The following is a 19,524-nucleotide window of genomic DNA, read 5'->3' on the forward strand; positions in this document are numbered from 1 at the left end:
TTATCTTCAAATAGTGATCGGTCAACGCGATCAACATATCGGGCAACAGTGACTTCAACGTGAGCCTCGCATCGCGAACAGTTCCCCTTTCCAGCAACGAGTAAATGCTGGACGAGAGGTGACGCCATGCCGAGTACAGATTGGCGCTCGCCGGCCGCTTATGCACATGCCAAGAGCATTTCTGCCGCCGGCTTTGCCTGGGAGTATCTTCGTCGCGATGACGATTATCGCCGCGACTTCCATCGAATGAGGCGATTGCAGCGCCTCGACGGCGATGCGCAGACGGCGTTCGCGGAACGCTGGGGGTTGCGATTTCCCGGCGGACCCAGCTCTTCCCGCCGACCGGGCCGCACTGTTCTGGAGGTCGTCGCTGCTGCCTGAAGCCTTTGAACTGTGTCCATGCGCGTGCGACGATTCTGATCCCGCCAGCATGACGATCAGCCTGCCGACGTTGTCAGGCGTCGACGCTCGTGCCGCCGAGGATGGGACGTGGCATGGCCTTTGGCGGTCGGCGGGGTCGGACCACCAGTTCTGGCTCGCAGATCCACCGCCCGGCACCAAGACGGCCTATTTCGTCATCCTGCCGCTCGACGCATTGCTGGAGCATCGCGCCGAAGCGGTGTTGCGCTTCTGGCGCGCCCTGACAGGGCGAGCGATCGGCGAGCACCGTCACGCGTTTCCAGCGCAAACCCGAGACCGGCACATCCTGATCCTGCGCGCCCTCGACGGTCGCACCGACGGCGCCAGCTATCGCAAAATTGCTGAGACCTTGCTCGGTTTTCGCGGCAACAAGACCGCTTGGGAGAGCGATCCCCGCAAGAACCAAGCGCGTCGTCTCGTGGCCGATGGCACCCACTATGTCCGCGGCGGATACCGCGAACTGCTGCATTATCCCACGCGTCTGCCGCCCCGCTGAACATTGCCGCGCGATCATCACTATTCGCGTCTCCAGGGGTGCCGAAATCGCCACCCCCTGATTCCGGCACGCTGCAAGCCGCCGTTCCTCCGCCACCGTTCGCCATGACCCGCTGCCGTCACCGGTAGCCATCCGAACCGGCCCGGAGGCCCGATCATGCTCGACCCGAAGACGGGATTGCCGCCGCGTTTCCTGCGCACGCCGGACGCGGCGCGTTTCCTCGGCATCTCGCTCAGGACGCTGGAGAAACACCGCACCTACGGCACTGGCCCGACCTATCGCAAGATCGGCGGGCGCGTCATCTATGCTCTCGAAGATCTGCAGGCCTGGACAGCCGTCGGTGCGCGCAAATCCACCACGGACCAGACTGCCGGCCGGGTCTTTCCTGCGCGTCCTCTGACGCCCGCCGAACGGGGAGCTCGCTGAATGAGCGGTGCTTCTCGACAAGATGGTAAACGCGGGAGCGAGCGCCAACGGCTCGATCCCTTCGTGGTCGCCACCGGCGACGCAAGCCCACGCGATCAGCGCGATCTCATGGAACGGCCGTTCTTCTCGCTGTCGAAGACGCCGCGCATCAAGCCGATCCTCTACAAGGCTGCCGATGTCGAGGTGCAGGTGCTGGGGATGCCCGAGCACGGCATGGCGACGATCTGGGATGCCGATGTGCTGATCTGGGCCGCCTCGCAGATCGTCGCGGCCGAGAACCACGGTCTGCGTACGTCGCGCTTCTTTCGCTTCACGCCGTACCAACTCCTGCGCGGAGTGGGCCGTCCGACCGGAAACCAGCAGTATCTTCTCCTGAAGGCTTCGCTGGCGCGGCTGCAATCGACGGTCATCGCCACGACGATCCGCAACGGCGCACAATGGCGGCGGCGCCAATTCTCCTGGATCAACGAGTGGGAGGAGATGACGACGCGCGAGGGCCGCGTCGAGGGCATGGAGTTCGTCCTGCCCGAGTGGTTCTACAACGGGGTCGTCGACCGCTCGTTGGTGCTGACCATCGACCCGGACTATTTCCGGCTGACCGGTGGCATCGAGCGCTGGCTCTATCGCGTCGCGCGCAAGCACGCCGGCCATCAGCGACACGGCTGGCTGTTCGAGATCAGCCATCTCCACGCCAAATCCGGCAGCCTCGCGCGCATCTCCGATTTCGCGCTCGATCTGCGCCGGATCGCCCTCCGTCAGCCTTTGCCCGGATATCGCCTGTTGATCGAACGCGAGGGGCGGCGTGAACTGCTCCGCATACGGCCCGTCCAACAATTCACAGTGCCTGTGGATGAGCCTGTGAACGGCATCGGCAGATCGGGCGCAACGGGTGTCGGCACATCAGGCGCAGGCCTGTCGGCAGATCGGGCGCACGGACCGCAGTTAACACTCTGGCCTGAAACGCGAAATCCGACCGCTAACCTAGAGTCTAATAGAGAATCTAACTCTTCCTTGTTGGCGCGCGCGAAACGCGGCCGTGGTGCCGGTGCCGCCGAAAGGCGGACGCCATGATCATCGCGCTCCTCAATCAGAAGGGCGGCGTCGGCAAGACGACGCTGGCGTTGCATCTCGCCGGAGAATGGGCCGGGAGGGGCAAGCGCGTCACCCTTATCGACGCCGATCCGCAGGGTTCGGCGCTGGATTGGTCGCAGCAACGTGCGCGTGAGAACGGTGTCCGGCTGTTCGGCGTCGTCGGCCTGGCGCGCGATACCTTGCACCGAGAAGCGCCCGAGCTGGCGCGCGATGCCGATCACATCGTCATTGACGGACCGCCACGTATCGCCGGGCTGATGCGTTCCGCGCTGCTGGCCGCCGACCTGGTGCTGATCCCGGTGCAGCCGTCGCCGTTCGACGGCTGGGCCTCCGCCGAGATGCTGGCGCTCGTCGCCGAGGCGCGCATCTACCGGCCGGCCTTGGCGGCGCGCTTCGTGCTCAACCGCTGCGGCGCGCGCACCGTCATCGCCCGCGAGACCGCCGAGACGCTCGCCGATCATGACCCGCCGGTGCTGGCGACGACCATCGGCCAGCGCGTCGTTTTCGCCGATGCCGCACAGTCCGGTCGGCTCGCTTCTGAAATCGATCCCGACAGTCAGGCCGCGCATGAGATTGCGGCACTCGCTGCGGAGATCGGAAGGCTGACCACTGGAAGGGCGATGCCATGAGCGCACACCCGATCCGTCGCCGCTTTGCGGCCCGGCCCGCCGATCCGGAAAACTGGATCAAGGCAGCCGATGCACCGCGCAACGACGAGGCGGCACGCTTCACCGCGCGGCTGACCATCGACATCACGCCGGCCTTGCGTGGCCGCATCAAGATCGTCGCCTTTCAGCGCGGCATCACCGTGGCCGACATGCTGCGTGATCTGCTCGCGCGCGAATTCCCGCCGACCACCGATGGAGATCGCCCATGACCGGCGCCACCGTTTCCCGTTCTGTTGGCGGTGCCGCACCGGGCACGCAGTCCGCCGACGCTTTCACGCAAGTTGAACTGACGCACATCGAGAAGCGGATCGAGAACTGGATCCGGTTCGGCCGAAAGGTGCGCGAACAGGTGCTCGACCGCAGTCGGCGTGTTTTCTTCTACCGGCCCGGCAGCGTCTTCGCCTTCGTGCGGTGGGCGTCGAACGACTTCGGCACGATCACGTCGCGCATCGACATCGTGCGCGCTGCGGCGCCGGGCGAGCCATTCCAGACGCTGCCCTTCGTGCGTCCCGGCGGCGATATCCTGCTCAGAATTGAGGGCTGGCCGAAGGTCGAGCGTGTCCTTCGGCATATTGACGCCATCGAGGCGATTGGCGTCGATGCGACCGAGGTGTCGCCCGATCACTGGCGGCACGTCCACAACCGTTTGACCGTTGGGCACGAGCCGCGCGCCTATACCGTCGATCAGCATCGGGCGTCTCTGATGCGCCGGAGGGCTGAACCGTGACGCGGTTCGGCTACGTCATGGTGACGTACTTCTCCGTGATGGGCGTTGCCGTCGCATCGTTCATTCCCACGCCGCTGCGCCTCGTCTGGAACGCATCCGCGAGTGTTCCGATCGGCCTCTACGATCTGGCCCCCACGCACAGTCTCGAGGTGGGCGATCTCGTCGCGCTCCTGCCCGACAAGCCGCTCGCCGACTTCATGGTGGAGCACGGCTATATCAGTCGCGGCGTGCCGCTGCTGAAGCGCGTCATGGCCCTGCAGGGACACGAAGTCTGTCGCATTGGTCTCACCATCACGGTCGATCATGTGCCGCTCGGTGAAGCGCTCGACCGCGACCGCAGGGGACGCGCTCTACCGGTCTGGCAAGGCTGCCAGAACATCGCGCAGGGTGATCTCTTCGTGATGAACCCGGATGTCCGCGACAGCCTGGATGGCCGCTACTTCGGCCCGATCCCAGTGCGCACCGTCGTCGGCAAGGCGACGCCGATCTACACCGACGAGGAGGGCGACGGCCATTTCGTCTGGCGTGCCTCGACGCGGTGAGTGCCGCACCACCGTTCATCCCACCACCAGCTCATGGAGGTTCCACATGCCGCAAATTGGCGAGTTCACGCGCGAAACCACCGGCTTTGTTGGGCGCGTCCACACCTTCACGCTTTTCCGCGAGATCACCATCGTTCCGGCAGAGCCGTCCGACGCCGACAACGCGCCGGACTTCCGCGTCCATAACGGCAACGAGGAAGGGCCGGAGATCGGTGCGGGCTGGAAGCGCACCGGCGAACGCGCGGGCGAATACATCGCGCTGCTGATCGACGACCCGGCTTTGCCGCAGCCGATCCGCGCCAATCTGTTCCGTGACGATGACGGCGGCGCGTCCTGGTCGCTGCACTGGAACCGCGCGCCAAAGCGCGGTGAGCGGGAGTAAGGCCATGTGCGAACCCGTCAGACATTCGCGCCAACGCCCCATCCCTTTGTTCGCGGGAATGCCGTTTCATCCCTTCACCCCGCTCGACGAACGGTCGGCCGGCGCACGCAGCGAAGGTCAAGGGCGATCGAAGATCGGCGCTTCGCGCGCACCCTTGACCGCAGCGAGCACGCTGGCAGGCTGGCGTCGCAGCGGAGAAGGCGTGCCGGTCCGCTATGCAGTCCTGCTGCTGGCGGGGCTGCTCGCCGGCAGCATCGTCCCGACCGTCACCCATGCGCAGACCGCGCCTGCGGAACGTCTGTCGCCGCACGATCCCTATGGCGATCACGTCGCCGAGGCCGCCGAACGCTTCGAACTTCCCGCCGCCTGGATTCGTGCTGTCCTCACCGCCGAGAGCAACGGCGATCCGCGCGCCGTCTCGGCCAAGGGCGCGATAGGCCTCATGCAGGTGATGCCGGAGACCTGGGCCGAGCTGCGCGCGCGTTACCGCCTGGGCGACGATCCTTACGACCCGCACGACAACATCATCGCCGGCGCGGCCTATATCCGCGAGCTGTTCGACCGCTACGGTTCGCCCGGCTGGATCGCGGCTTATAACGCTGGTCCCGGACGCTACGAGGAGGCGCTGAAAGGTCATCCGCTTCCGCCGGAAACCCGCGCTTATGTCGCTGCCCTCGCGCCGATCATCAGCGGCAGCGAGACCCCCGGTGCGGTCGTAGTCGCGTCTGCCGATCCGCTCTCCTGGACCCGTGCTCCGCTTTTCATCAGGCAGCCTTTGAGCAGGACGACGGTCCCTCCCGCGCGGCCCAACGAGCACAAGGACGAGACTACGAAGGCGGTCGTCGTGCGCGACCTGTCCGCCATCGTGCCGCAGTCGGGCGGTCTGTTCGTTTTGCGATCGGATGCGGGACGAGAGCCATGAGGCTCGTGATCGCGTCCGCCCGGCGGGAGACTTCAGTGTGCAGCGGATGGGGCTGGCAACGGTTTCATTCATCAGCAGGAGGGGCACGAAGGTGGCAAAGGGCGGAGGGCAAGATTAAAGCGGACGGCACCCCATGGGTCCGATCCGCAGGGCAAGCCCTTGTCTGCACACTGTTTGGGACGGCACCGTCTTCGGGCCGTCATGGTGCCGCGAGGCGCGGTAAAGCCAACATTTCCTGCGTTTCTCGTGGCACTCCTGTCTGTAATCGGCGGTTTCGGGCGGATCGGCCATGAGCGCCGATGACGAAAATCGCTTCCGGCCGAAGCCCGGCCGCGTCCGGTCTGACGGCGGGAAGGCCGGACAAGCTAAGAGCTTCCTCAGCAAGGTGCGAAAGGTCACGCGCCAGCAGCAGGCCGCGTCTGGCCGAAGCCGATACGCGAAGGGTGGCGGTTCCGGACAAGCGGCGAAGGGCACACTTGTTTTCGCCTCCGGCCGGGGCGTGCAGCGAGGGCGTGGCGCATCTTTCGTGCGCGCCCGCAACCTGTCGAACGGCTGGAGCCACCGCCAACCCGGCAGCCGCCGTGTCATCGTCAAATCCCGTTCCGTCCGGGGTGCGGGCAAGAGTGGAAAAGCCGCTGCGCACCTGCGCTATATCCAGCGCGACGGTACGGCGCGCGATGGCGAGCACGGTCGGCTCTATTCGGCGACGGAGGATCGCGCCGATGGCGATGCCTTTCTCGATCGCGGCATAGATGATCGCCACCAGTTCCGCTTCATCGTCTCGCCGGAAGACGCGGCCGATCTTGCCGACCTGAACGGCTATACCCGCGAGCTGATGGCGCAAGTCGAATCCGACCTCGGCACGAAGCTCGATTGGATCGCCGTCAATCACCACAACACCGGCCACCCGCACGTCCACGTCATCGTCAACGGTCGTGATGCGCTCGGCGAGGATCTCGTCATCAATGGCGACTATCTCGCCAATGGCATCCGTGAGCGGGCAAGCGAACTGGCGACGCTGGAACTCGGCCCCGTCACCGAGATCGAGCGGCGCCGCAAACTCATGGCGGAGATCGATCAAGATCGGCTCACCCGCATCGACCGGGCGATGATCGCCGAGGCCGAAGACCGGTTGCTTGACCTCCGATATGAACCGGGCGATCTGCGCGACCAGTCTGACCGGACCATGCGGCTACGGCGTCTCGGCAAACTGGGCGACATGGGCCTCGCTAAGGAAGACGCACCGGGTGTCTGGGAATTGAGTGAGCGGCTGGAGCCGACCCTGCGCGAGATGGGCGAGCGCGGTGACATCATCCGCACCATGCAGAAGGCGCTTCGAGCCGACGGTGCCGAGCGCGACCCGATGAGTTTTCAGATTCACGATGCCGCGTCAGCGACGCCGGTCCTTGGCCGCGTCATCGACAAGTATCTCTCCGACGAACTGGGTGAGAACCTGACGCTGGTGGTCGATGGCATCGACGGACGCACGCACCATGTCTCCGGCATCGACCCGGCGCGCGTCGAGGACGTCCGCATAGGCAGTATCATAGAGATCGGGCCGGCGGAGAGCACCGGCCGCCCATCCGATCGCGCCATTGCCGGCATGGCCGAAGATGGCATCTATCGGCCGAGCCGCCATCTGGAGCAGGCTCGGTTCGACGGTCGTGTGCCGGGTGGGGACTATGAGGGCTTCGTCGATGCCCATGTCCGTCGCCTGGAAGCGTTGCGGCGGGCCGGGATCGCGGAGCGGATCGACGCCGATCAATGGCGCATCCCGGCAGATTTCGAGGTGCGCGCCATCGCCTATGACGCCGGGCGTAGCGCCCGCGCCAATATCCGCGTCCTCTCGACTTTCGACCTCGAGCGCCAGATCGGATCAGACGGTGCGACCTGGCTCGATCGGCGGCTGGTCGGGGCGGGCGTGTCCGACCTGTCGTCGTCAGGATTTGGCAACCAAGTGTACGAGGCGATGGCGCGCCGGCGCGAGGCGCTGATCGACCACGGCGACGCTGTCCGCCAATCCGACGGCCGCGTCGCCTATCGGCGCAACCTGATCGCCACGCTGCAAGAGCGTGAAGTCACCCATGTCGGCGAAGAGATGGCGGCAAAGAAAGCGCTGCCGTTCCGAGCCGCTGCTGATGGCGAAGCCATCGCGGGGAAATTCACCGGAACCGTGCAGCTATCAAGCGGCAAGTTCGCGATCGTCGAGAAGTCCCGGGAGTTCACACTGGTCCCCTGGCGGCCGGTCATTGACCGCCAGCTCGGCAAGGAAGTGTCCGGCATCGTCCAGGGCGGATCGGTGTCATGGCAGTTGGGACGGCAGAAGGGATTGGAGATCTGATCTCATCACTGGGAACGATGAAGCGAAGGGGTTATCTCTCGCGATCCCACGGCGGTTCGGGCAAGAAGCGGTTCACCAATTCGTCGACCACAACACGCACCTTCGCGCTCATCTGCCGGGTCTGGGGCCAGAGAGCGTGGATCGGAAAGCCTCGCGTCGGGATCTCTGGCAGCACCGGTGCAAGACGTCCGTCGCGTAAGTGGTCGGCAATCAGCCAAGTCGAGAGGAGCGCAATGCCTTGGCCGGCGAGGGCTGCATCGCAGATGGCCTCGCTGTGGTTGAACGAGAGCCGTCCGGAGACGGGCTTCGCCATGGGCGCACCCTTCCCATCCAGGAACCACCACGGCAAGGACTGTCCGCCACGGCCGAAGACGATGCAGGCATGAGCGCTGAGATCATCTAGCGAGGTGGGGCTCTCGTGCCTGTCGAGATAATCGGGGCTGGCGCACAGCACCGATTGCTGCACGCCCAGCCTTCTGGCGACGAGCGTGGAGCTGTCATCGAGATCGCCGATGCGGATCACCAGGTCGATGCCTTCGTCAATCGGATCAATGCGCCGATCGGTCAGCGAGACTTCGAGCGACAGTTCCGGATACAGCGCGCCAATGTCGAGCAGCACGGGTAGAACCCAGCGTCGGCCGAACACCACGGGCAGATCGACGCGCAGTCGCCCGCGCGGCCGCAGGCGATGGGCGTTGAGTGCCGCCTCGGCGTTTTCCAGGTCGGCCAGGACGCGCACGCAGGTCTCGTAGAAGGGTTGGCCTTCGTTCGTCAGCGCGAAGCGGCGTGTTGTTCGGTTGAACAATCGAACCCCGAGCCGATCCTCGAGCCGCGCCACGCTCTTGGCGATACCGGATTTCGAGAGGCCGAGCCTCTCCGCCGCCAGCGTGAATCCGCCCGCGTCGGCGGCTTGGACGAAGGCTGTTATGCCACTGAGGTGTTCGGCGGAAATCATCGCGACCTATTGACGACTATGAGTCAACTCATATTGCCATATGAGGCGATTTATCGCCACTACAGTCGCCAATAAAATGCTCCGGCTAGGGTCGTCCGGCCCGCATCCCATGGAGCGGCGCCATGCCAGGACCATCACAATCCACCCATAAAGACGAAGGAAGGCAGTCGATCCCGCCGGCCCTGATCTGGCTGCTGGCGATCGGAGCCGGCGTCGGCGTCGCCAACGTCTATTACATCCAGCCGGTGGTTCCGCTGGTCCGTGAGACGTTCGGCATCGGATCGGAACCGGCGAGCCTCATCCCTGCGGTAAGCCAGGCCGGCTATGCCCTCGGAATGCTGCTGCTGGCCCCACTCGGCGATCTCATCGACCGCAAGCGGCTCGTCCTCGCCAAGTCGATCCTGCTCGTGCTTGCCCTGTTGGCGACGGCTCTCGCACCGAATTTTTCCGTGCTTCTCGCCGTCAGCCTCGGCATCGGACTGCTCGGCAGCCTCGGCCAGGACTTCGTGCCCATGGCGGCGCAACTCGCGACGGTCGAACAGCGCGGTCGCACCATCGGGCTCGTAACCACGGGCCTGCTTTGCGGCATCCTGCTGTCTCGCACCTTGGGCGGCATCGTCAGCGATCTCTTCGGCTGGCGAGCGATCTACGCGTTGGCCGCCGCCATGGTGGGGCTGGTCGGCCTCGCAGTCTGGCGTTGGTTGCCGCTCCAGCCGGCGACTGCCAGTGGTTCCTATGGCGCTCTTCTCTTGAGTCTCGCCACCTTGGTCGAGCGACATGCCGTGTTGCGCAAGGCCCTTCTGACCCAAGGCTTGCTGGCGGCAACCCTTGGCGCCTTCTGGTCTACTCTGGCGCTGATGCTGGCGGAGCCGCCGCTCCATCTCGGTGCGGGTGTGGCCGGCGCCTTCGGATTGGCCGGCGCGGCGGGGGCCTTCGGCGCCCCTCTGTTCGGACGGCTCGCCGACGCTCGGGGACCTGCCATCGCCATCCGGCTCGGCTGTCTGCTGGTCGCTCTTGCCTTCACCCTGATGCTGGTGTCGCCGCATTCGATCACCGCGCTGATCGCGGGGGCGGTGCTGTTCGACCTCGGCGTCATGGCCGCGCTGGTGTCGCACCAGACCATCGTCACGACGATCGACCCCGCAGCGCGCAGCCGGCTGAACGGGCTGCTGATGACCGCCGCCATGATCGGCATGGCGATTGGTGCGCTCGCCGGCGGCTGGGCCTGGAGCCGCTACGGCTGGGCGGGTGTGTGCCTCACAGGTGCCGCCTGCGGCCTCGTCGCGCTGCTGCGCTCTCTGCTTCCGCCATCCATCCCCTTCGCTTCAAAGGAGTACGCCCGATGACCGGCTCTGTCGCACCATCCACCTCAACCGAGCCCGACGCTCGAACCGCTCCGCTGACGGTGCTGTTCTCGTTCCTGTTGCGCGCTGATCCGGCTGCCAACGCGTCCGAACCCGATCCCAATCTCAGTTTCGAAACATGGGGTGACTACTGGCGCAAGGTGCATGGCCCGCGTTTCCTCCATCCCGACGAGGCGGACGATCGCACGACGATCAGTCGCCTGCTGCGTTACGATCAGATTCACCGCGTGGCGTCGGGACCGACGAGCTTGAACCCGCCGCCTTACCGGCCGCCGCTCGACGCGGACGGTCGCCTGTTCGAGACTATCGTCGGTCACGTCGATCCCTACCGACGTCCGCAGTGGGATGGGGTCGCGTATCTCAACTTCGCGGGGCTCGACGATCTCGGCGCGGTTCTCGGTGCCGAGCGTGTTCGCCGCAAGATCCTTCCCGAGGATCAGGCCATCTTCCGGGATCTCGGGCCGCTACTGGCCCGCCAGTTCATCATCATGCCGAACACGGCTGGTGACGACTCGATCGTCCTGATCAAGACGCACATCCGGTGCGATGATCTCGACCGCGTGACCTTCCAGCGACGCTGGCTGCACGACCACGCCAAGCTGGTGGTCGGCGAGGCCGACACGCAGCGTCTCGTGAAGCGTTATGTACAACTGCACAACATCGGTCCCGTCGCAGAGGGTGTGCCGTTCTTCCACCCCATAGCCAGTCGGATTGATGGTGTGACGCTCATGGCCTTCGCTTCGATGAAGGATGTCGAGAGCTTCCTGCTGTCCGGTGGTCATGCCGCCATCGAGGAGGCGGAACGATCCATCGCGATCGCCGACGCGGGCGAGTATTGGACTGGCCTGACCTTCACCGTTGTCGATCAACTCGCGCCGGAACGGGCATCGAGAACGCCATGAGGGGGCCGGCGACGCTGTCCGACCAACGTAGCTGGCCGCGGGCGGTTATCCAGCGCCCGCTATCCGGCCATCGCGCGGTGCTCCCGAAAGGCCGCAGCCAATGTGCGCAGCGCGGCGCGCGACTTGGGATCGGTGAGCGTCGAGTGCAGCACGATTTCGGACGAGGGCAGACGCGGCAGCCTGAAGCGCTCGCCGATTTCGACAGTGCCGGGCGGAGCAAGGCGACAGGAAAAGACGGCCATGGCGAGTCCGGCGGAGACGGCTGCCGTCACCGCCGACGAGCCGCCGCCCAGGAACACTTCCGTCCAGGCGATGCCAGCCTCGTCGAGGGTGCGGGTTGCGATATCGCGCACGCCACAGGAAGGCGACAGAGCCGCCAACCGCAGAGGTTCGCCCTGCCGATGCTCGAAATTCGGCGCGGCGAACCATCCGAAATGTTCCGGCCCGAGGACTTCGCCGTCACGCCGGTCGTCCTCGCGACGAATGATACAGGCGTCCAGCTCTCCGCGATCGAAAGCGTCGAGCAGCGTGCGCGAGTTTTCGAGACGCACCTCGATGCGCAGGCCCGGATCATGAGCGTTGAGTTGCGCGAGAAGGGTCGGAAGCTCAGGACCTGCCACATGCGCGGCGATGCCGAGCCCGAAGCGGCGCGGGGTTGTGGCGGCGAGCGCCGACAGCGCCGCTTCGTGCGCGGCGAGAAAGTCGCGGGCCCGGTCGAGAAAGATTGCACCGTGTGCGGAGAGGCGGACGTGGCGCGGCGTGCGTTCGATCAGCCGCTGGCCGATCCGCTCTTCCAGGCGCCGCAGCTTGACGCTGATCGCCCCTTGCGTGGTGCCAAGGGCCTCCGCCGCGCGCGTGAAACTCTGAAGGTCGGCGATGGCCACGAAAGCCTGCACCGACTCGACATCGAGGGATGCCATTTCAATCATCCAGATTTGCTGTCTCTGAAATACTCAGCCATATCATTCTTATATCGTCAAGTTTCGCCTACGATCAGGTCCATCAACAACAGTCGCTCGCAAGACTGCCGCGCCACCCCGGCTTCAGCCGTTGGGGGTGAACGGCCGCGCGCGGGACGCCGAGTGATCTCGGCGCTGAAAGGCCTGATCATGTCCTTTGCTTCCTCGCGGCAAGGTAACCTTGCCTTGGCCGCCATCTGTTTGTCGGCTTTGATGTTCGGCTTCGAAATATCAAGTGTTCCGGCGATCCTGCCGACGCTGGAGAAAGTCCTTCACGCCGATTTTCAAGAGCTCCAGTGGACGATGAACGCCTACACCATCGCCGTGGCGACCGTCCTCATGGCTGCCGGCACACTGGCGGATCGCTTCGGGCGCAAGCGTCTGCTCATCGTCGCCATCGTTGCGTTCGGCGCCACCTCCCTGCTGTGCGGCCTTGCCCCCAACATGATAACCCTCATCGCCGGGCGCGCGCTCCAGGGAGCTAGCGGCGGCGCCATGCTGATTTGTGGGATCGCAGTGCTCTCGCATCAGTTCAGCACGGCAGCCGATCGAGCACGAGCTTTCGGCTGGTGGGGCATCGTTACCGGGTTCGGTCTCGGCTTCGGTCCGGTGATCGGCAGCGGGATCGCCGCCCTGATGGGCTGGGCCTGGGTGTTTCTGATCCACGGTTTCATCGCCGTGCTGACCGTCATCATGGCTTGGAGCGGTGTTCGGGAATCGAAGGATCCAGCCGCTCGGCGCCTGGATCTCGGCGGCATCGCGACCCTGTCACTGGCCGTCTTTTGCGTCGCCTACGTCATTACTCAAGGCAGCGAACTCGGTTTCACCAGCCCGACCGCGCTGACCATCATCGCCATAGCCGCTCTCAGCCTCATCGCCTTCGTCACAGTCGAGCAGATCGTGCCGCACCCGATGTTCGATTTCTCGGTGTTCCGAATCCGGCCGTTTTCCGGAGCTCTGTTCGGCTCGATCGGCATGAATTTCAGCTTCTGGCCGTTCATGATCTATCTGCCGATCTGGTTTCAGGCGGGGCTCAGTCTCGACGGGCTGACCGCTGGCCTTGCACTTCTCGCCTACACGCTGCCGACGCTGGTCGTCCCGCCCTTCGCCGAACGCCTTTCGCTGCGTCTTGGCGCCGGCACCGTCATCCCGGCGGGATTGTTCGTGATCGGTCTCGGCTTTTTCGTCATGAAGATTGGAACAGGCGGTGGTTCGCTGGCCTTGGCGACGACGTTGGTTGGCGCGTTGCTGGCCGGGATCGGCCTCGGGGCGACCAACACGCCGGTCACCAACACCACGACCGGATCAGTATCGAGCGACAGGGCCGGCATGGCATCCGGCATCGACATGAGCGCTCGGATGATCTCGCTCGCCATCAACATCGCGCTGATGGGCTTTGTCTTGGTCGACGGTGTTTTGAAGCGCTTGAGTGCGGCGTCAGGAGCGTTCGACGCCACGCAACTTCGGCACATCGCCGAACAGATCGCCGCCGGAAATGTCTCCGCTCTCGATCAGTCCGCCTTGGGAGCGTCGAAGTTGATCGGTCCTGCCGCGCTGGCCGGCGGCTTCGGAGACGTGATGCTCTACGGCGCCATTGGTGTCTGGGTGCTGGCCGCACTCAGCTTCTTCACCTTCGGGAGGAGGAGGGACGCCCATGCCGCTAGGTGAGGTTGGAGACCGGCAGCCGGCCCGTCCGAGTGTCTTGCGCTATGCCGAGGTCGGCGCGGTCGAGCGACGAGCGACCTCAACGAACAGATTCCCGGCCCGCGACAACGGGCGCGCGGACGAAGCGACGAGCCCGAACTCGCGATGCAGCGGTGAGGTGAGTTTCGAAACCCGGAAGCCGCGTTGCTGTTCCGGCAGGGTGGATTCCGGCACGAGGCTCACACCCGCGCCCTCCCGCACCAGGGCAATCGCGCTCGACCAATCGCGCACCTCGATCTCAACGTTCTGGAGCGTCAATCCTTCCGCGTCGGCAAGCGAGCGGGCGTTCGTATGGCACCCGCCGGTCGCGAGAACGAAGGGCGCTGCCGCCAGTTCGGCCAACGAGACCGAAGGTCGCCGTGACAGGGGATGCGCCGCCGGCAGGATCGGAACCCAGACATCCCGTCCGAGCGGAACGGCTTTTCTGGCCGAAGACGGGTTGAGAACGACGCCGAGGTCGATCGATCCCGCTGCGAGCCAAGCCTCCACTTCCATGTCGTCGGTTTCGAGCGGCACGAGGTCGATGCCCGGATGGAGCGTACGGAAACGCCGAAGCAAGGGCGGAAGGACCGTGGCGAAGACGCTTGGAAACCCCGCCAAGCGGATGGCGCCGGTCTCCTCGCCGATCAGTGCCATTGCCTCCCTTTCGATCGCCTCCAGATGCGAGAGCGCCGTACGCGCATGGTCGAGCGCACGCTCTCCGAAGGCGGTCAACTCGACACCCCGTGGCTGGCGGGTGAGCAGTTTCACTCCCAGGCTCTCTTCGAGCGCCGCCAGGGCTTGGCTCATCCCCGATTGGGTGACGCCGAGCTTGTCCGCGGCTGCGGTGAAGCTGCCGGCATCGGCGACGGCGATCAGGCTCTGGAGCTGGGTCAGGTTCATAGTAGCTGGGCTTATACCAAAAAAATATGGGAGTAATTTTTATTATATCACGGGACCTGCCAATGTGTGTGGCGATTTTCCCCCTCAGCGAGGCCCCGACAATGAAGCTCTATTTCGCCCCAGACACCTGTTCGCTCTCGCCGCACATCGTGCTTCAGGAGCTCGGACTGCCCTACGAACTCGTCCGCGTGAACAGTCGGACGAAACGCACATCCGCAGGAGAGGATTTCCTCGCCATCAACCCGAAGGGCTATGTCGCGGCACTCGAACTCGATACTGGCGAGGTTCTGACCGAAGGACCGGCCATCGTTCAGTATCTGGCCGACCTGAAGCAGGAAGCGGGATTGGCTCCGGCCGCCGGTACGTTGGCACGGGTTCGGCTCCAGGAATGGCTCAACTTCATCACCAGCGAGGTCCATGCCGGATCGAGCCCGCTGTTCAATCGAGCCTTGCCGGAGGAGGCGCTGGTGATCTTCCGGGACCGGCTGTTCCGGCGCCTCGACTTCATCGAGGTGAACCTCGCATCTCGGGATTATCTGGTGGGCGACGCCTTCACGGTCGCCGACGCCTATCTCTTCACCGTGCTCGGCTGGATGAAGGGCTTTTCGATCGATCTCGACCATTGGCCCGCGACCGCGCACTACATGCGGCGGATCGGGGGGCGGGCGTCCGTCCAATCTGCTTTGGCACGGGAGGCGGAGCTTCCTCCGGTCAGATGACTTGCAAGTTTGGCTTCGACCCGTTGATCGGAGAGCGGTCGGCGGTCGCGGCGCGCGGCAGAGAAGATTCAGGGGGCATCACCGCGTCGGAACTTTCCCGGCGCACAGCCGACGACCCGCCGGAAAGTCGTGCTGAAGGCCGCTTCGGATTCATAGCCGATGGAAAAGCCGATCACCCCGACACTGTCGTTCGTTCGTTTGAGCCGTTCAGCCGCGAGCATCATGCGCCAGCGGATGAGATAGTCCAGGGGCGGTTGTCCAACCGCTTCCCGGAAACGCGCAGCGAAAGTGCTGCGCGACATGCCGGCGATGGCTCCGAGTTCGGCAAGCGTCCAGTGACGAGCGGGCTCGGCGTGCATGGCGCCGAGCGCTCTCGTCAGCCTCGGATCAGACAGCGCCGACAACCATCCGGCGGGTTTGTCCGTCCCGGAGGCGAGCCAGAGCCGCAAGACCTGCAAGAGCATGATCTGGGCGAGGTGCTCCGCCATCAACATGCCACCTGGAGGCCGATCTTTCAGTTCCGCAGCCAGTTGCGCCAGCGACCAGCGCAGAACGGCAGCCTGGTTCGAGGCGTCACGCACATGAACGATAGCCGGCAAGGAGCCGAACAACATTCCGGCATAATCGCCTTCGAAAGAAAAACGGCCGCCGATCAGGAAGAAGTCGCCGCCGCCATTGCAGGTCGCGATGCCGTCGACTGCCTGATCATAGATGGTGGGAGATTCGATCGGGGGCAATGCGAGGTCCGTCGCGAAGAGGAACGGACGACCGCGTGTCAGCAGGAAGCAGTCGCCGGCTTCGATCCGTCGCGGATCAGGCTCCCCATCGACCTGGACCCAACAGGCACCGCGCATGACGGCGTTGAACTTGATGCCTTCATGCGGGGGAAATCGGATCGCCCACTCACCACCGGCGTCAAGGCCCGCGCTGATCGCACTTTTCGGCTTCAGAAGCGACAGAACATCGGACAATGGGTCCAAGGCAAAGATCCAGACGATCGAGAAGGAAAGGTAGACTATACGGCATGGATCGTGCGAGTGCCACGGGTCATCATTCCCGAGAGCAAACATGCGGGCGAAACCGCACCTCTCGGAGAGACACCATGATCGACCATCAGAAACCGCTCGGGTCCGGCTTTGGGGCAAGAAGCACCGCGACGGATGTTCTCGCCGATATCGATCTCGCCGGTAAGCGCGCGATCGTCACTGGAGGACATTCGGGGCTCGGCTTGGAAACGACCAGGGCGCTTGCCGCTTCTGGAGCCCAGGTCATCGTTGCCGCGCGCAATCCAGCGGCAGCGGCGGTAGCCACGAAGGACATCGGCGGCGTGACGGTCGTGCCGTTGGACCTGTCTCACGTCGGCAGCGTGCGCGCCTTCGCCGAGCACATCCTCGCTGATGACCAGCACATCGATATTCTGATCAACAATGCCGGCATCATGGCCTGCCCGGAGACGAGGGTAGGACACGGCTGGGAGGCGCAGTTCGCCACCAATCATCTCGGGCATTTCGCGCTGACAAACGCGCTTTGGCCGCTGCTCGAAGGTGGTGCACGTGTCATCTCGGTCTCTTCGGCCGGCCACCACAATTCGCCAATCATCTGGGACGATCTTCATTTTATTGGAGGTTACAACAAATGGCGCGCCTACGGCCAGTCGAAGACGGCAAATGCGCTCTTCGCCGTCCATCTCGGCCGGCTTGGGCGCGAAGCCGGCGTGCAGGCCTTCTCGCTTCATCCCGGAAAGATCTTCACGCCGCTCCAGCGGCATCTGGCGCAGGCGGAGATGATCGCCGAGGGCTGGCTCGACGCGAGCGGCGCGCCAGCCGACCCGACCTTCAAGACGCCAGCCCAAGGCGCAGCGACGCAAGTATGGGCCGCGACCTCGCCGATGCTCGACGGTCGTGCCGGTCTCTATTGCGAGGATTGCGATATTGCCGTGCGCGCCGAGGCCGCAGGCGAACCGTTCGTCGGGGTTCGAGATTACGCCGCCGATTCCGATGAGGCCGAGCGGCTCTGGACACTCTCGGCCGAACTCACCGGCATCGATGCCTTCGATGCATCGAGGTGATGCCATGCGGTTGCGCGGTGCCAAAGAGCGTGACAGGAGCGAAGACGCCGCCGACTACGCCCTTGCGACATCGCTGTGGGGCCGCTTCGCGCTCGCTGACATGGGTCTGTTGGGCCTTACGCCTCGCGGCGTTCGATTGCCAAGCGCTTAGCGGATCGGAGGCGTGATGCGGCGACGAGCGCACAATGGCCAGGAGGTTGTCGATCAACAGAATGCGCTGTTGAGAGGCCGCATCCCCCTTGCGGCGCTGATCCAGACGCTGTCCGTGGCCGAGTATCTGAATTTCAGACACGCGGCGAATGCTCTCGGCGTCAGCCAGTCGAGCGTGAGCACCAGGATCAAGACGCTGGAAGAGGATCTCGGTGTTGTTCTGTTCGAGCGCCGCCACCGTGGCGTCCGTCTGACCGACGCGGGCCGCAGTTTCATCACGGAAGTTGCCGCGGGGATCAGCCATCTCGATCTTGCGATCAAGACGGCAGGGGCGGTTCTGAACGGTGCGATTGGTCATCTGTCGATCGGACTCCTGTCTTCGATCGCTTCGGGCTTCCTGGCCGATCTGCGCCGCCGGTATCGAGACGAGCATCCGGAGATCGAACTCGCCATTATCGAGGGGCGCGCAGACGAGATCATTCGTCAGGTCCGCGAAGCCAAGCTCGACATCGCCTTCGTGGTTGGGACCGCAGAAGTGCCCGACTGCCATTCACGGCAGCTATGGTCGGAAGCCTTAATGGCCGTGCTGCCGCATGGCCATCCGTTGGCGAACGCGGAACGTTTCGTGTGGCGTGATCTTGCCCCGGAAACCTTCTTGGTACGGCAAGACGGCGCCGGTCCTCAGGTTCTCGACCACATCGTTCGCAGACTCTCCGAACGAGAGAAGTCGCCACGCATTCGCCGATGCAATGTCGGTCGTGACACGCTGATGCACATGGTTGCTGGCGGCGACGGGATCACGCTGACAAGCGAAGCCGCGTCTCATGTCCCGTTTCCGGGCGTCGTATTCCGGCCTATCGCCGATGAGCCGGATCGGGCGAGATTCAGCGCGGTCTGGTCGCCGCACAATCGCGATCCAGCCCTTAGGCATCTGCTCGATCTTGCGACCGAGATGAGCAAATCAGCGCGATCTGGCTGATTTCTTCAAAAGCTCACCCAGTTCAATTCCAAGCGCCTCAGCAATCTGCCCAAGAACCGTGACGCTGGCGGAAACGTTGGCGCGCTTGATTGCGCTGATAAAGCGCGCTCAAACCGGGCAGGAAATCTATCTAGAGTTGCTGTGGCAGCGGAATTATTTCCCTCGCCGTATTGGCTTTGCCACCACGGGCTCGATCCTCGCCAGAAGGTCGGCGGTAGGTACGCCCAAGGCCGAAGTGATGTCCACGAACTCGATGACATCAATCCGTCGCTCGCCGTTCTCATACTTGGCGACGAAGGATTGCGGCTTGCCCAACGCCTCCGCCAACTCCGCCTGTGTGAGTCCGTTGGCCTTACGCGCTTCGACGAGGAGGGACTGCAGCAGTATTTGTCGGGGCGTGCGCAAGGACTTCTGCATTCGGAGCGGCTCTCCGTTGAAAAAGAGGAGCCATTCCGGTAATCCTGATACGGGATAATCCCATTTCAGGATTTTTGCCTGCCGAGATCCGAGGGAGGGCTGTGCTATGCGGGTGCGACCGGAGCTTGACCCCGATGTCGACGATCTCGCTCCCAGCGAGCCAGAGATCACGGACTACGACGAACGGCACTTCGTGACCTATCTGCGACTGCTTGATGCCGAGACGGATGGGGCCGACTGGACCGACGTGGCTCGTATCGTGCTGCATCGTGATCCCCGGACTGAAGGGGATCGCACGCGTCTCTGCTGGCAAAGCCATCTCAATCGCGCTCGCTGGATGACGAAGACCGGCTATCGCAAGATACTGGAACAGGCGGCGACCGAGGCGCGACCAGCGCGGCACTGAGCG

The 19,524-nt window shown here is 64.4% G+C and carries 23 protein-coding genes; 18 read left to right on the forward strand and 5 right to left on the reverse strand.

Features of this window, described 5'->3' with window-relative positions:
- Positions 1–126: 126 nt before the first annotated feature.
- The 11 genes from V5F74_RS16710 (at position 127) to V5F74_RS16760 (ending at position 8,016) form a co-directional block, all read left to right on the forward strand.
- Positions 127–381: a transcriptional regulator domain-containing protein gene (locus V5F74_RS16710; RefSeq protein WP_394009288.1), complete on the forward strand. Its 255-nt coding sequence runs from the start codon at positions 127–129 to the stop codon at positions 379–381.
- Between the two features lie 49 nt (positions 382–430).
- Positions 431–916 carry a DUF2285 domain-containing protein gene (locus tag V5F74_RS16715; protein WP_394009290.1) on the forward strand — a complete coding sequence of 162 codons (486 nt, stop codon included), beginning with the start codon at positions 431–433 and terminating at the stop codon, positions 914–916.
- Positions 917–1,072: 156 nt separating this feature from the next.
- The gene (locus V5F74_RS16720; RefSeq protein WP_394009292.1) at positions 1,073–1,342 is read left to right on the forward strand and encodes a helix-turn-helix transcriptional regulator; all 270 of its coding nucleotides are present in this window, start codon (positions 1,073–1,075) and stop codon (positions 1,340–1,342) included.
- Entirely contained in the window at positions 1,343–2,413 is a 1,071-nt protein-coding gene (locus tag V5F74_RS16725; RefSeq protein WP_394009293.1) for a replication initiator protein A, read from the forward strand.
- Positions 2,410–3,063 (forward strand): ParA family partition ATPase, encoded by a 654-nt coding sequence (gene parA, locus V5F74_RS16730; protein WP_394009295.1) that lies wholly within the window; start codon positions 2,410–2,412, stop codon positions 3,061–3,063. The genes V5F74_RS16725 and parA overlap by 4 nt, the downstream gene beginning before the upstream one ends.
- The gene (locus tag V5F74_RS16735) at positions 3,060–3,311 is read left to right on the forward strand and encodes a hypothetical protein (RefSeq protein ID WP_283481739.1); all 252 of its coding nucleotides are present in this window, start codon (positions 3,060–3,062) and stop codon (positions 3,309–3,311) included. The genes parA and V5F74_RS16735 overlap by 4 nt, the downstream gene beginning before the upstream one ends.
- On the forward strand, positions 3,308–3,829 hold the full coding sequence (locus V5F74_RS16740; RefSeq protein ID WP_394009297.1) for a DUF2840 domain-containing protein: 522 nt from the start codon (positions 3,308–3,310) through the stop codon (positions 3,827–3,829). Before V5F74_RS16735 ends, V5F74_RS16740 begins: the two co-directional genes overlap by 4 nt.
- Entirely contained in the window at positions 3,826–4,371 is a 546-nt protein-coding gene (locus V5F74_RS16745; protein ID WP_394009298.1) for a S26 family signal peptidase, read from the forward strand. The genes V5F74_RS16740 and V5F74_RS16745 overlap by 4 nt, the downstream gene beginning before the upstream one ends.
- Positions 4,372–4,417: 46 nt before the next feature.
- Entirely contained in the window at positions 4,418–4,753 is a 336-nt protein-coding gene (locus tag V5F74_RS16750) for a DUF736 domain-containing protein (RefSeq protein ID WP_394009299.1), read from the forward strand.
- A 4-nt stretch (positions 4,754–4,757) separates the two neighbouring features.
- A complete protein-coding gene (locus V5F74_RS16755) occupies positions 4,758–5,675 on the forward strand; it encodes a lytic transglycosylase domain-containing protein (RefSeq protein ID WP_394009300.1) in 918 nt (305 codons plus the stop codon).
- 1,186 nt (positions 5,676–6,861) lie between these two features.
- Entirely contained in the window at positions 6,862–8,016 is a 1,155-nt protein-coding gene (locus V5F74_RS16760; protein ID WP_394009658.1) for a DUF3363 domain-containing protein, read from the forward strand.
- A 31-nt stretch (positions 8,017–8,047) separates the two neighbouring features.
- On the opposite strand, the gene V5F74_RS16765 is transcribed toward V5F74_RS16760, so the two are convergent.
- Positions 8,048–8,971 (reverse strand): LysR family transcriptional regulator, encoded by a 924-nt coding sequence (locus V5F74_RS16765; RefSeq protein ID WP_394009302.1) that lies wholly within the window; start codon positions 8,969–8,971, stop codon positions 8,048–8,050.
- Positions 8,972–9,093: 122 nt separating this feature from the next.
- Here V5F74_RS16765 and V5F74_RS16770 point away from each other — a divergent pair, with 122 nt between their 5' ends.
- Positions 9,094–10,317, forward strand: a complete 1,224-nt coding sequence (locus V5F74_RS16770) for an MFS transporter (protein ID WP_394009303.1) — start codon at positions 9,094–9,096, stop codon at positions 10,315–10,317.
- Positions 10,314–11,237, forward strand: a complete 924-nt coding sequence (locus tag V5F74_RS16775) for a hypothetical protein (RefSeq protein ID WP_394009305.1) — start codon at positions 10,314–10,316, stop codon at positions 11,235–11,237. The genes V5F74_RS16770 and V5F74_RS16775 overlap by 4 nt, the downstream gene beginning before the upstream one ends.
- A 59-nt stretch (positions 11,238–11,296) precedes the next feature.
- On the opposite strand, the gene V5F74_RS16780 is transcribed toward V5F74_RS16775, so the two are convergent.
- Positions 11,297–12,157 carry a LysR family transcriptional regulator gene (locus V5F74_RS16780; protein WP_394009307.1) on the reverse strand — a complete coding sequence of 287 codons (861 nt, stop codon included), beginning with the start codon at positions 12,155–12,157 and terminating at the stop codon, positions 11,297–11,299.
- Between the two features lie 189 nt (positions 12,158–12,346).
- Here V5F74_RS16780 and V5F74_RS16785 point away from each other — a divergent pair, with 189 nt between their 5' ends.
- Complete coding sequence (locus V5F74_RS16785) at positions 12,347–13,864, forward strand: MFS transporter (protein ID WP_394009659.1); 1,518 nt, start codon at positions 12,347–12,349, stop codon at positions 13,862–13,864.
- A gap of 39 nt (positions 13,865–13,903) precedes the next feature.
- Here V5F74_RS16785 and V5F74_RS16790 read toward each other — a convergent pair whose 3' ends face one another.
- Positions 13,904–14,782: a LysR family transcriptional regulator gene (locus tag V5F74_RS16790; RefSeq protein WP_394009309.1), complete on the reverse strand. Its 879-nt coding sequence runs from the start codon at positions 14,780–14,782 to the stop codon at positions 13,904–13,906.
- A gap of 101 nt (positions 14,783–14,883) precedes the next feature.
- Here V5F74_RS16790 and gstA point away from each other — a divergent pair, with 101 nt between their 5' ends.
- The gene (gene gstA, locus V5F74_RS16795) at positions 14,884–15,501 is read left to right on the forward strand and encodes a glutathione transferase GstA (RefSeq protein ID WP_394009311.1); all 618 of its coding nucleotides are present in this window, start codon (positions 14,884–14,886) and stop codon (positions 15,499–15,501) included.
- Positions 15,502–15,569: 68 nt separating this feature from the next.
- Here the strand turns inward: gstA and V5F74_RS16800 are convergent, their stop codons facing one another.
- The gene (locus tag V5F74_RS16800) at positions 15,570–16,481 is read right to left on the reverse strand and encodes an AraC family transcriptional regulator (RefSeq protein WP_394009313.1); all 912 of its coding nucleotides are present in this window, start codon (positions 16,479–16,481) and stop codon (positions 15,570–15,572) included.
- A 122-nt stretch (positions 16,482–16,603) separates the two neighbouring features.
- Between V5F74_RS16800 and V5F74_RS16805 the strand changes: the two genes are divergently transcribed.
- Positions 16,604–17,569, forward strand: a complete 966-nt coding sequence (locus V5F74_RS16805) for an SDR family NAD(P)-dependent oxidoreductase (protein WP_394009314.1) — start codon at positions 16,604–16,606, stop codon at positions 17,567–17,569.
- 166 nt (positions 17,570–17,735) lie between these two features.
- Positions 17,736–18,698 carry a LysR family transcriptional regulator gene (locus V5F74_RS16810; RefSeq protein ID WP_394009316.1) on the forward strand — a complete coding sequence of 321 codons (963 nt, stop codon included), beginning with the start codon at positions 17,736–17,738 and terminating at the stop codon, positions 18,696–18,698.
- Positions 18,699–18,851: 153 nt separating this feature from the next.
- Here V5F74_RS16810 and V5F74_RS16820 read toward each other — a convergent pair whose 3' ends face one another.
- Complete coding sequence (locus V5F74_RS16820) at positions 18,852–19,115, reverse strand: helix-turn-helix domain-containing protein (protein WP_394009318.1); 264 nt, start codon at positions 19,113–19,115, stop codon at positions 18,852–18,854.
- Between the two features lie 106 nt (positions 19,116–19,221).
- On the opposite strand from V5F74_RS16820, the gene V5F74_RS16825 reads away from it, so the two are divergent.
- Positions 19,222–19,521: a DNA -binding domain-containing protein gene (locus tag V5F74_RS16825; protein ID WP_394009320.1), complete on the forward strand. Its 300-nt coding sequence runs from the start codon at positions 19,222–19,224 to the stop codon at positions 19,519–19,521.
- The last annotated feature ends 3 nt before the right edge of the window (positions 19,522–19,524 follow it).

The organism is Xanthobacter aminoxidans, assembly GCF_043193615.1.
GTDB lineage: Bacteria > Pseudomonadota > Alphaproteobacteria > Rhizobiales > Xanthobacteraceae > Xanthobacter > Xanthobacter aminoxidans.

Bases quoted from the DNA above. Each gene is read 5' to 3' on its own strand.
- V5F74_RS16740 (WP_394009297.1), top strand. From the start codon at position 3,308: ATGACCGGCGCCACCGTTTCCCGTTCTGTTGGCGGTGCCGCACCGGGC.
- V5F74_RS16790 (WP_394009309.1), bottom strand. From the start codon at position 14,782: ATGAACCTGACCCAGCTCCAGAGCCTGATCGCCGTCGCCGATGCCGGC.
- V5F74_RS16785 (WP_394009659.1), top strand. From the start codon at position 12,347: ATGTCCTTTGCTTCCTCGCGGCAAGGTAACCTTGCCTTGGCCGCCATC.
- V5F74_RS16760 (WP_394009658.1), top strand. From the start codon at position 6,862: ATGCGGCTACGGCGTCTCGGCAAACTGGGCGACATGGGCCTCGCTAAG.
- V5F74_RS16805 (WP_394009314.1), top strand. From the start codon at position 16,604: ATGATCGACCATCAGAAACCGCTCGGGTCCGGCTTTGGGGCAAGAAGC.
- parA (WP_394009295.1), top strand. From the start codon at position 2,410: ATGATCATCGCGCTCCTCAATCAGAAGGGCGGCGTCGGCAAGACGACG.
- V5F74_RS16750 (WP_394009299.1), top strand. From the start codon at position 4,418: ATGCCGCAAATTGGCGAGTTCACGCGCGAAACCACCGGCTTTGTTGGG.
- V5F74_RS16825 (WP_394009320.1), top strand. From the start codon at position 19,222: ATGCGGGTGCGACCGGAGCTTGACCCCGATGTCGACGATCTCGCTCCC.
- V5F74_RS16725 (WP_394009293.1), top strand. From the start codon at position 1,343: ATGAGCGGTGCTTCTCGACAAGATGGTAAACGCGGGAGCGAGCGCCAA.
- V5F74_RS16780 (WP_394009307.1), bottom strand. From the start codon at position 12,157: ATGGCATCCCTCGATGTCGAGTCGGTGCAGGCTTTCGTGGCCATCGCC.
- V5F74_RS16770 (WP_394009303.1), top strand. From the start codon at position 9,094: ATGCCAGGACCATCACAATCCACCCATAAAGACGAAGGAAGGCAGTCG.
- V5F74_RS16710 (WP_394009288.1), top strand. From the start codon at position 127: ATGCCGAGTACAGATTGGCGCTCGCCGGCCGCTTATGCACATGCCAAG.
- V5F74_RS16720 (WP_394009292.1), top strand. From the start codon at position 1,073: ATGCTCGACCCGAAGACGGGATTGCCGCCGCGTTTCCTGCGCACGCCG.
- V5F74_RS16715 (WP_394009290.1), top strand. From the start codon at position 431: ATGACGATCAGCCTGCCGACGTTGTCAGGCGTCGACGCTCGTGCCGCC.
- V5F74_RS16810 (WP_394009316.1), top strand. From the start codon at position 17,736: ATGCGGCGACGAGCGCACAATGGCCAGGAGGTTGTCGATCAACAGAAT.
- gstA (WP_394009311.1), top strand. From the start codon at position 14,884: ATGAAGCTCTATTTCGCCCCAGACACCTGTTCGCTCTCGCCGCACATC.
- V5F74_RS16755 (WP_394009300.1), top strand. From the start codon at position 4,758: ATGTGCGAACCCGTCAGACATTCGCGCCAACGCCCCATCCCTTTGTTC.
- V5F74_RS16775 (WP_394009305.1), top strand. From the start codon at position 10,314: ATGACCGGCTCTGTCGCACCATCCACCTCAACCGAGCCCGACGCTCGA.
- V5F74_RS16765 (WP_394009302.1), bottom strand. From the start codon at position 8,971: ATGATTTCCGCCGAACACCTCAGTGGCATAACAGCCTTCGTCCAAGCC.
- V5F74_RS16820 (WP_394009318.1), bottom strand. From the start codon at position 19,115: ATGCAGAAGTCCTTGCGCACGCCCCGACAAATACTGCTGCAGTCCCTC.
- V5F74_RS16735 (WP_283481739.1), top strand. From the start codon at position 3,060: ATGAGCGCACACCCGATCCGTCGCCGCTTTGCGGCCCGGCCCGCCGAT.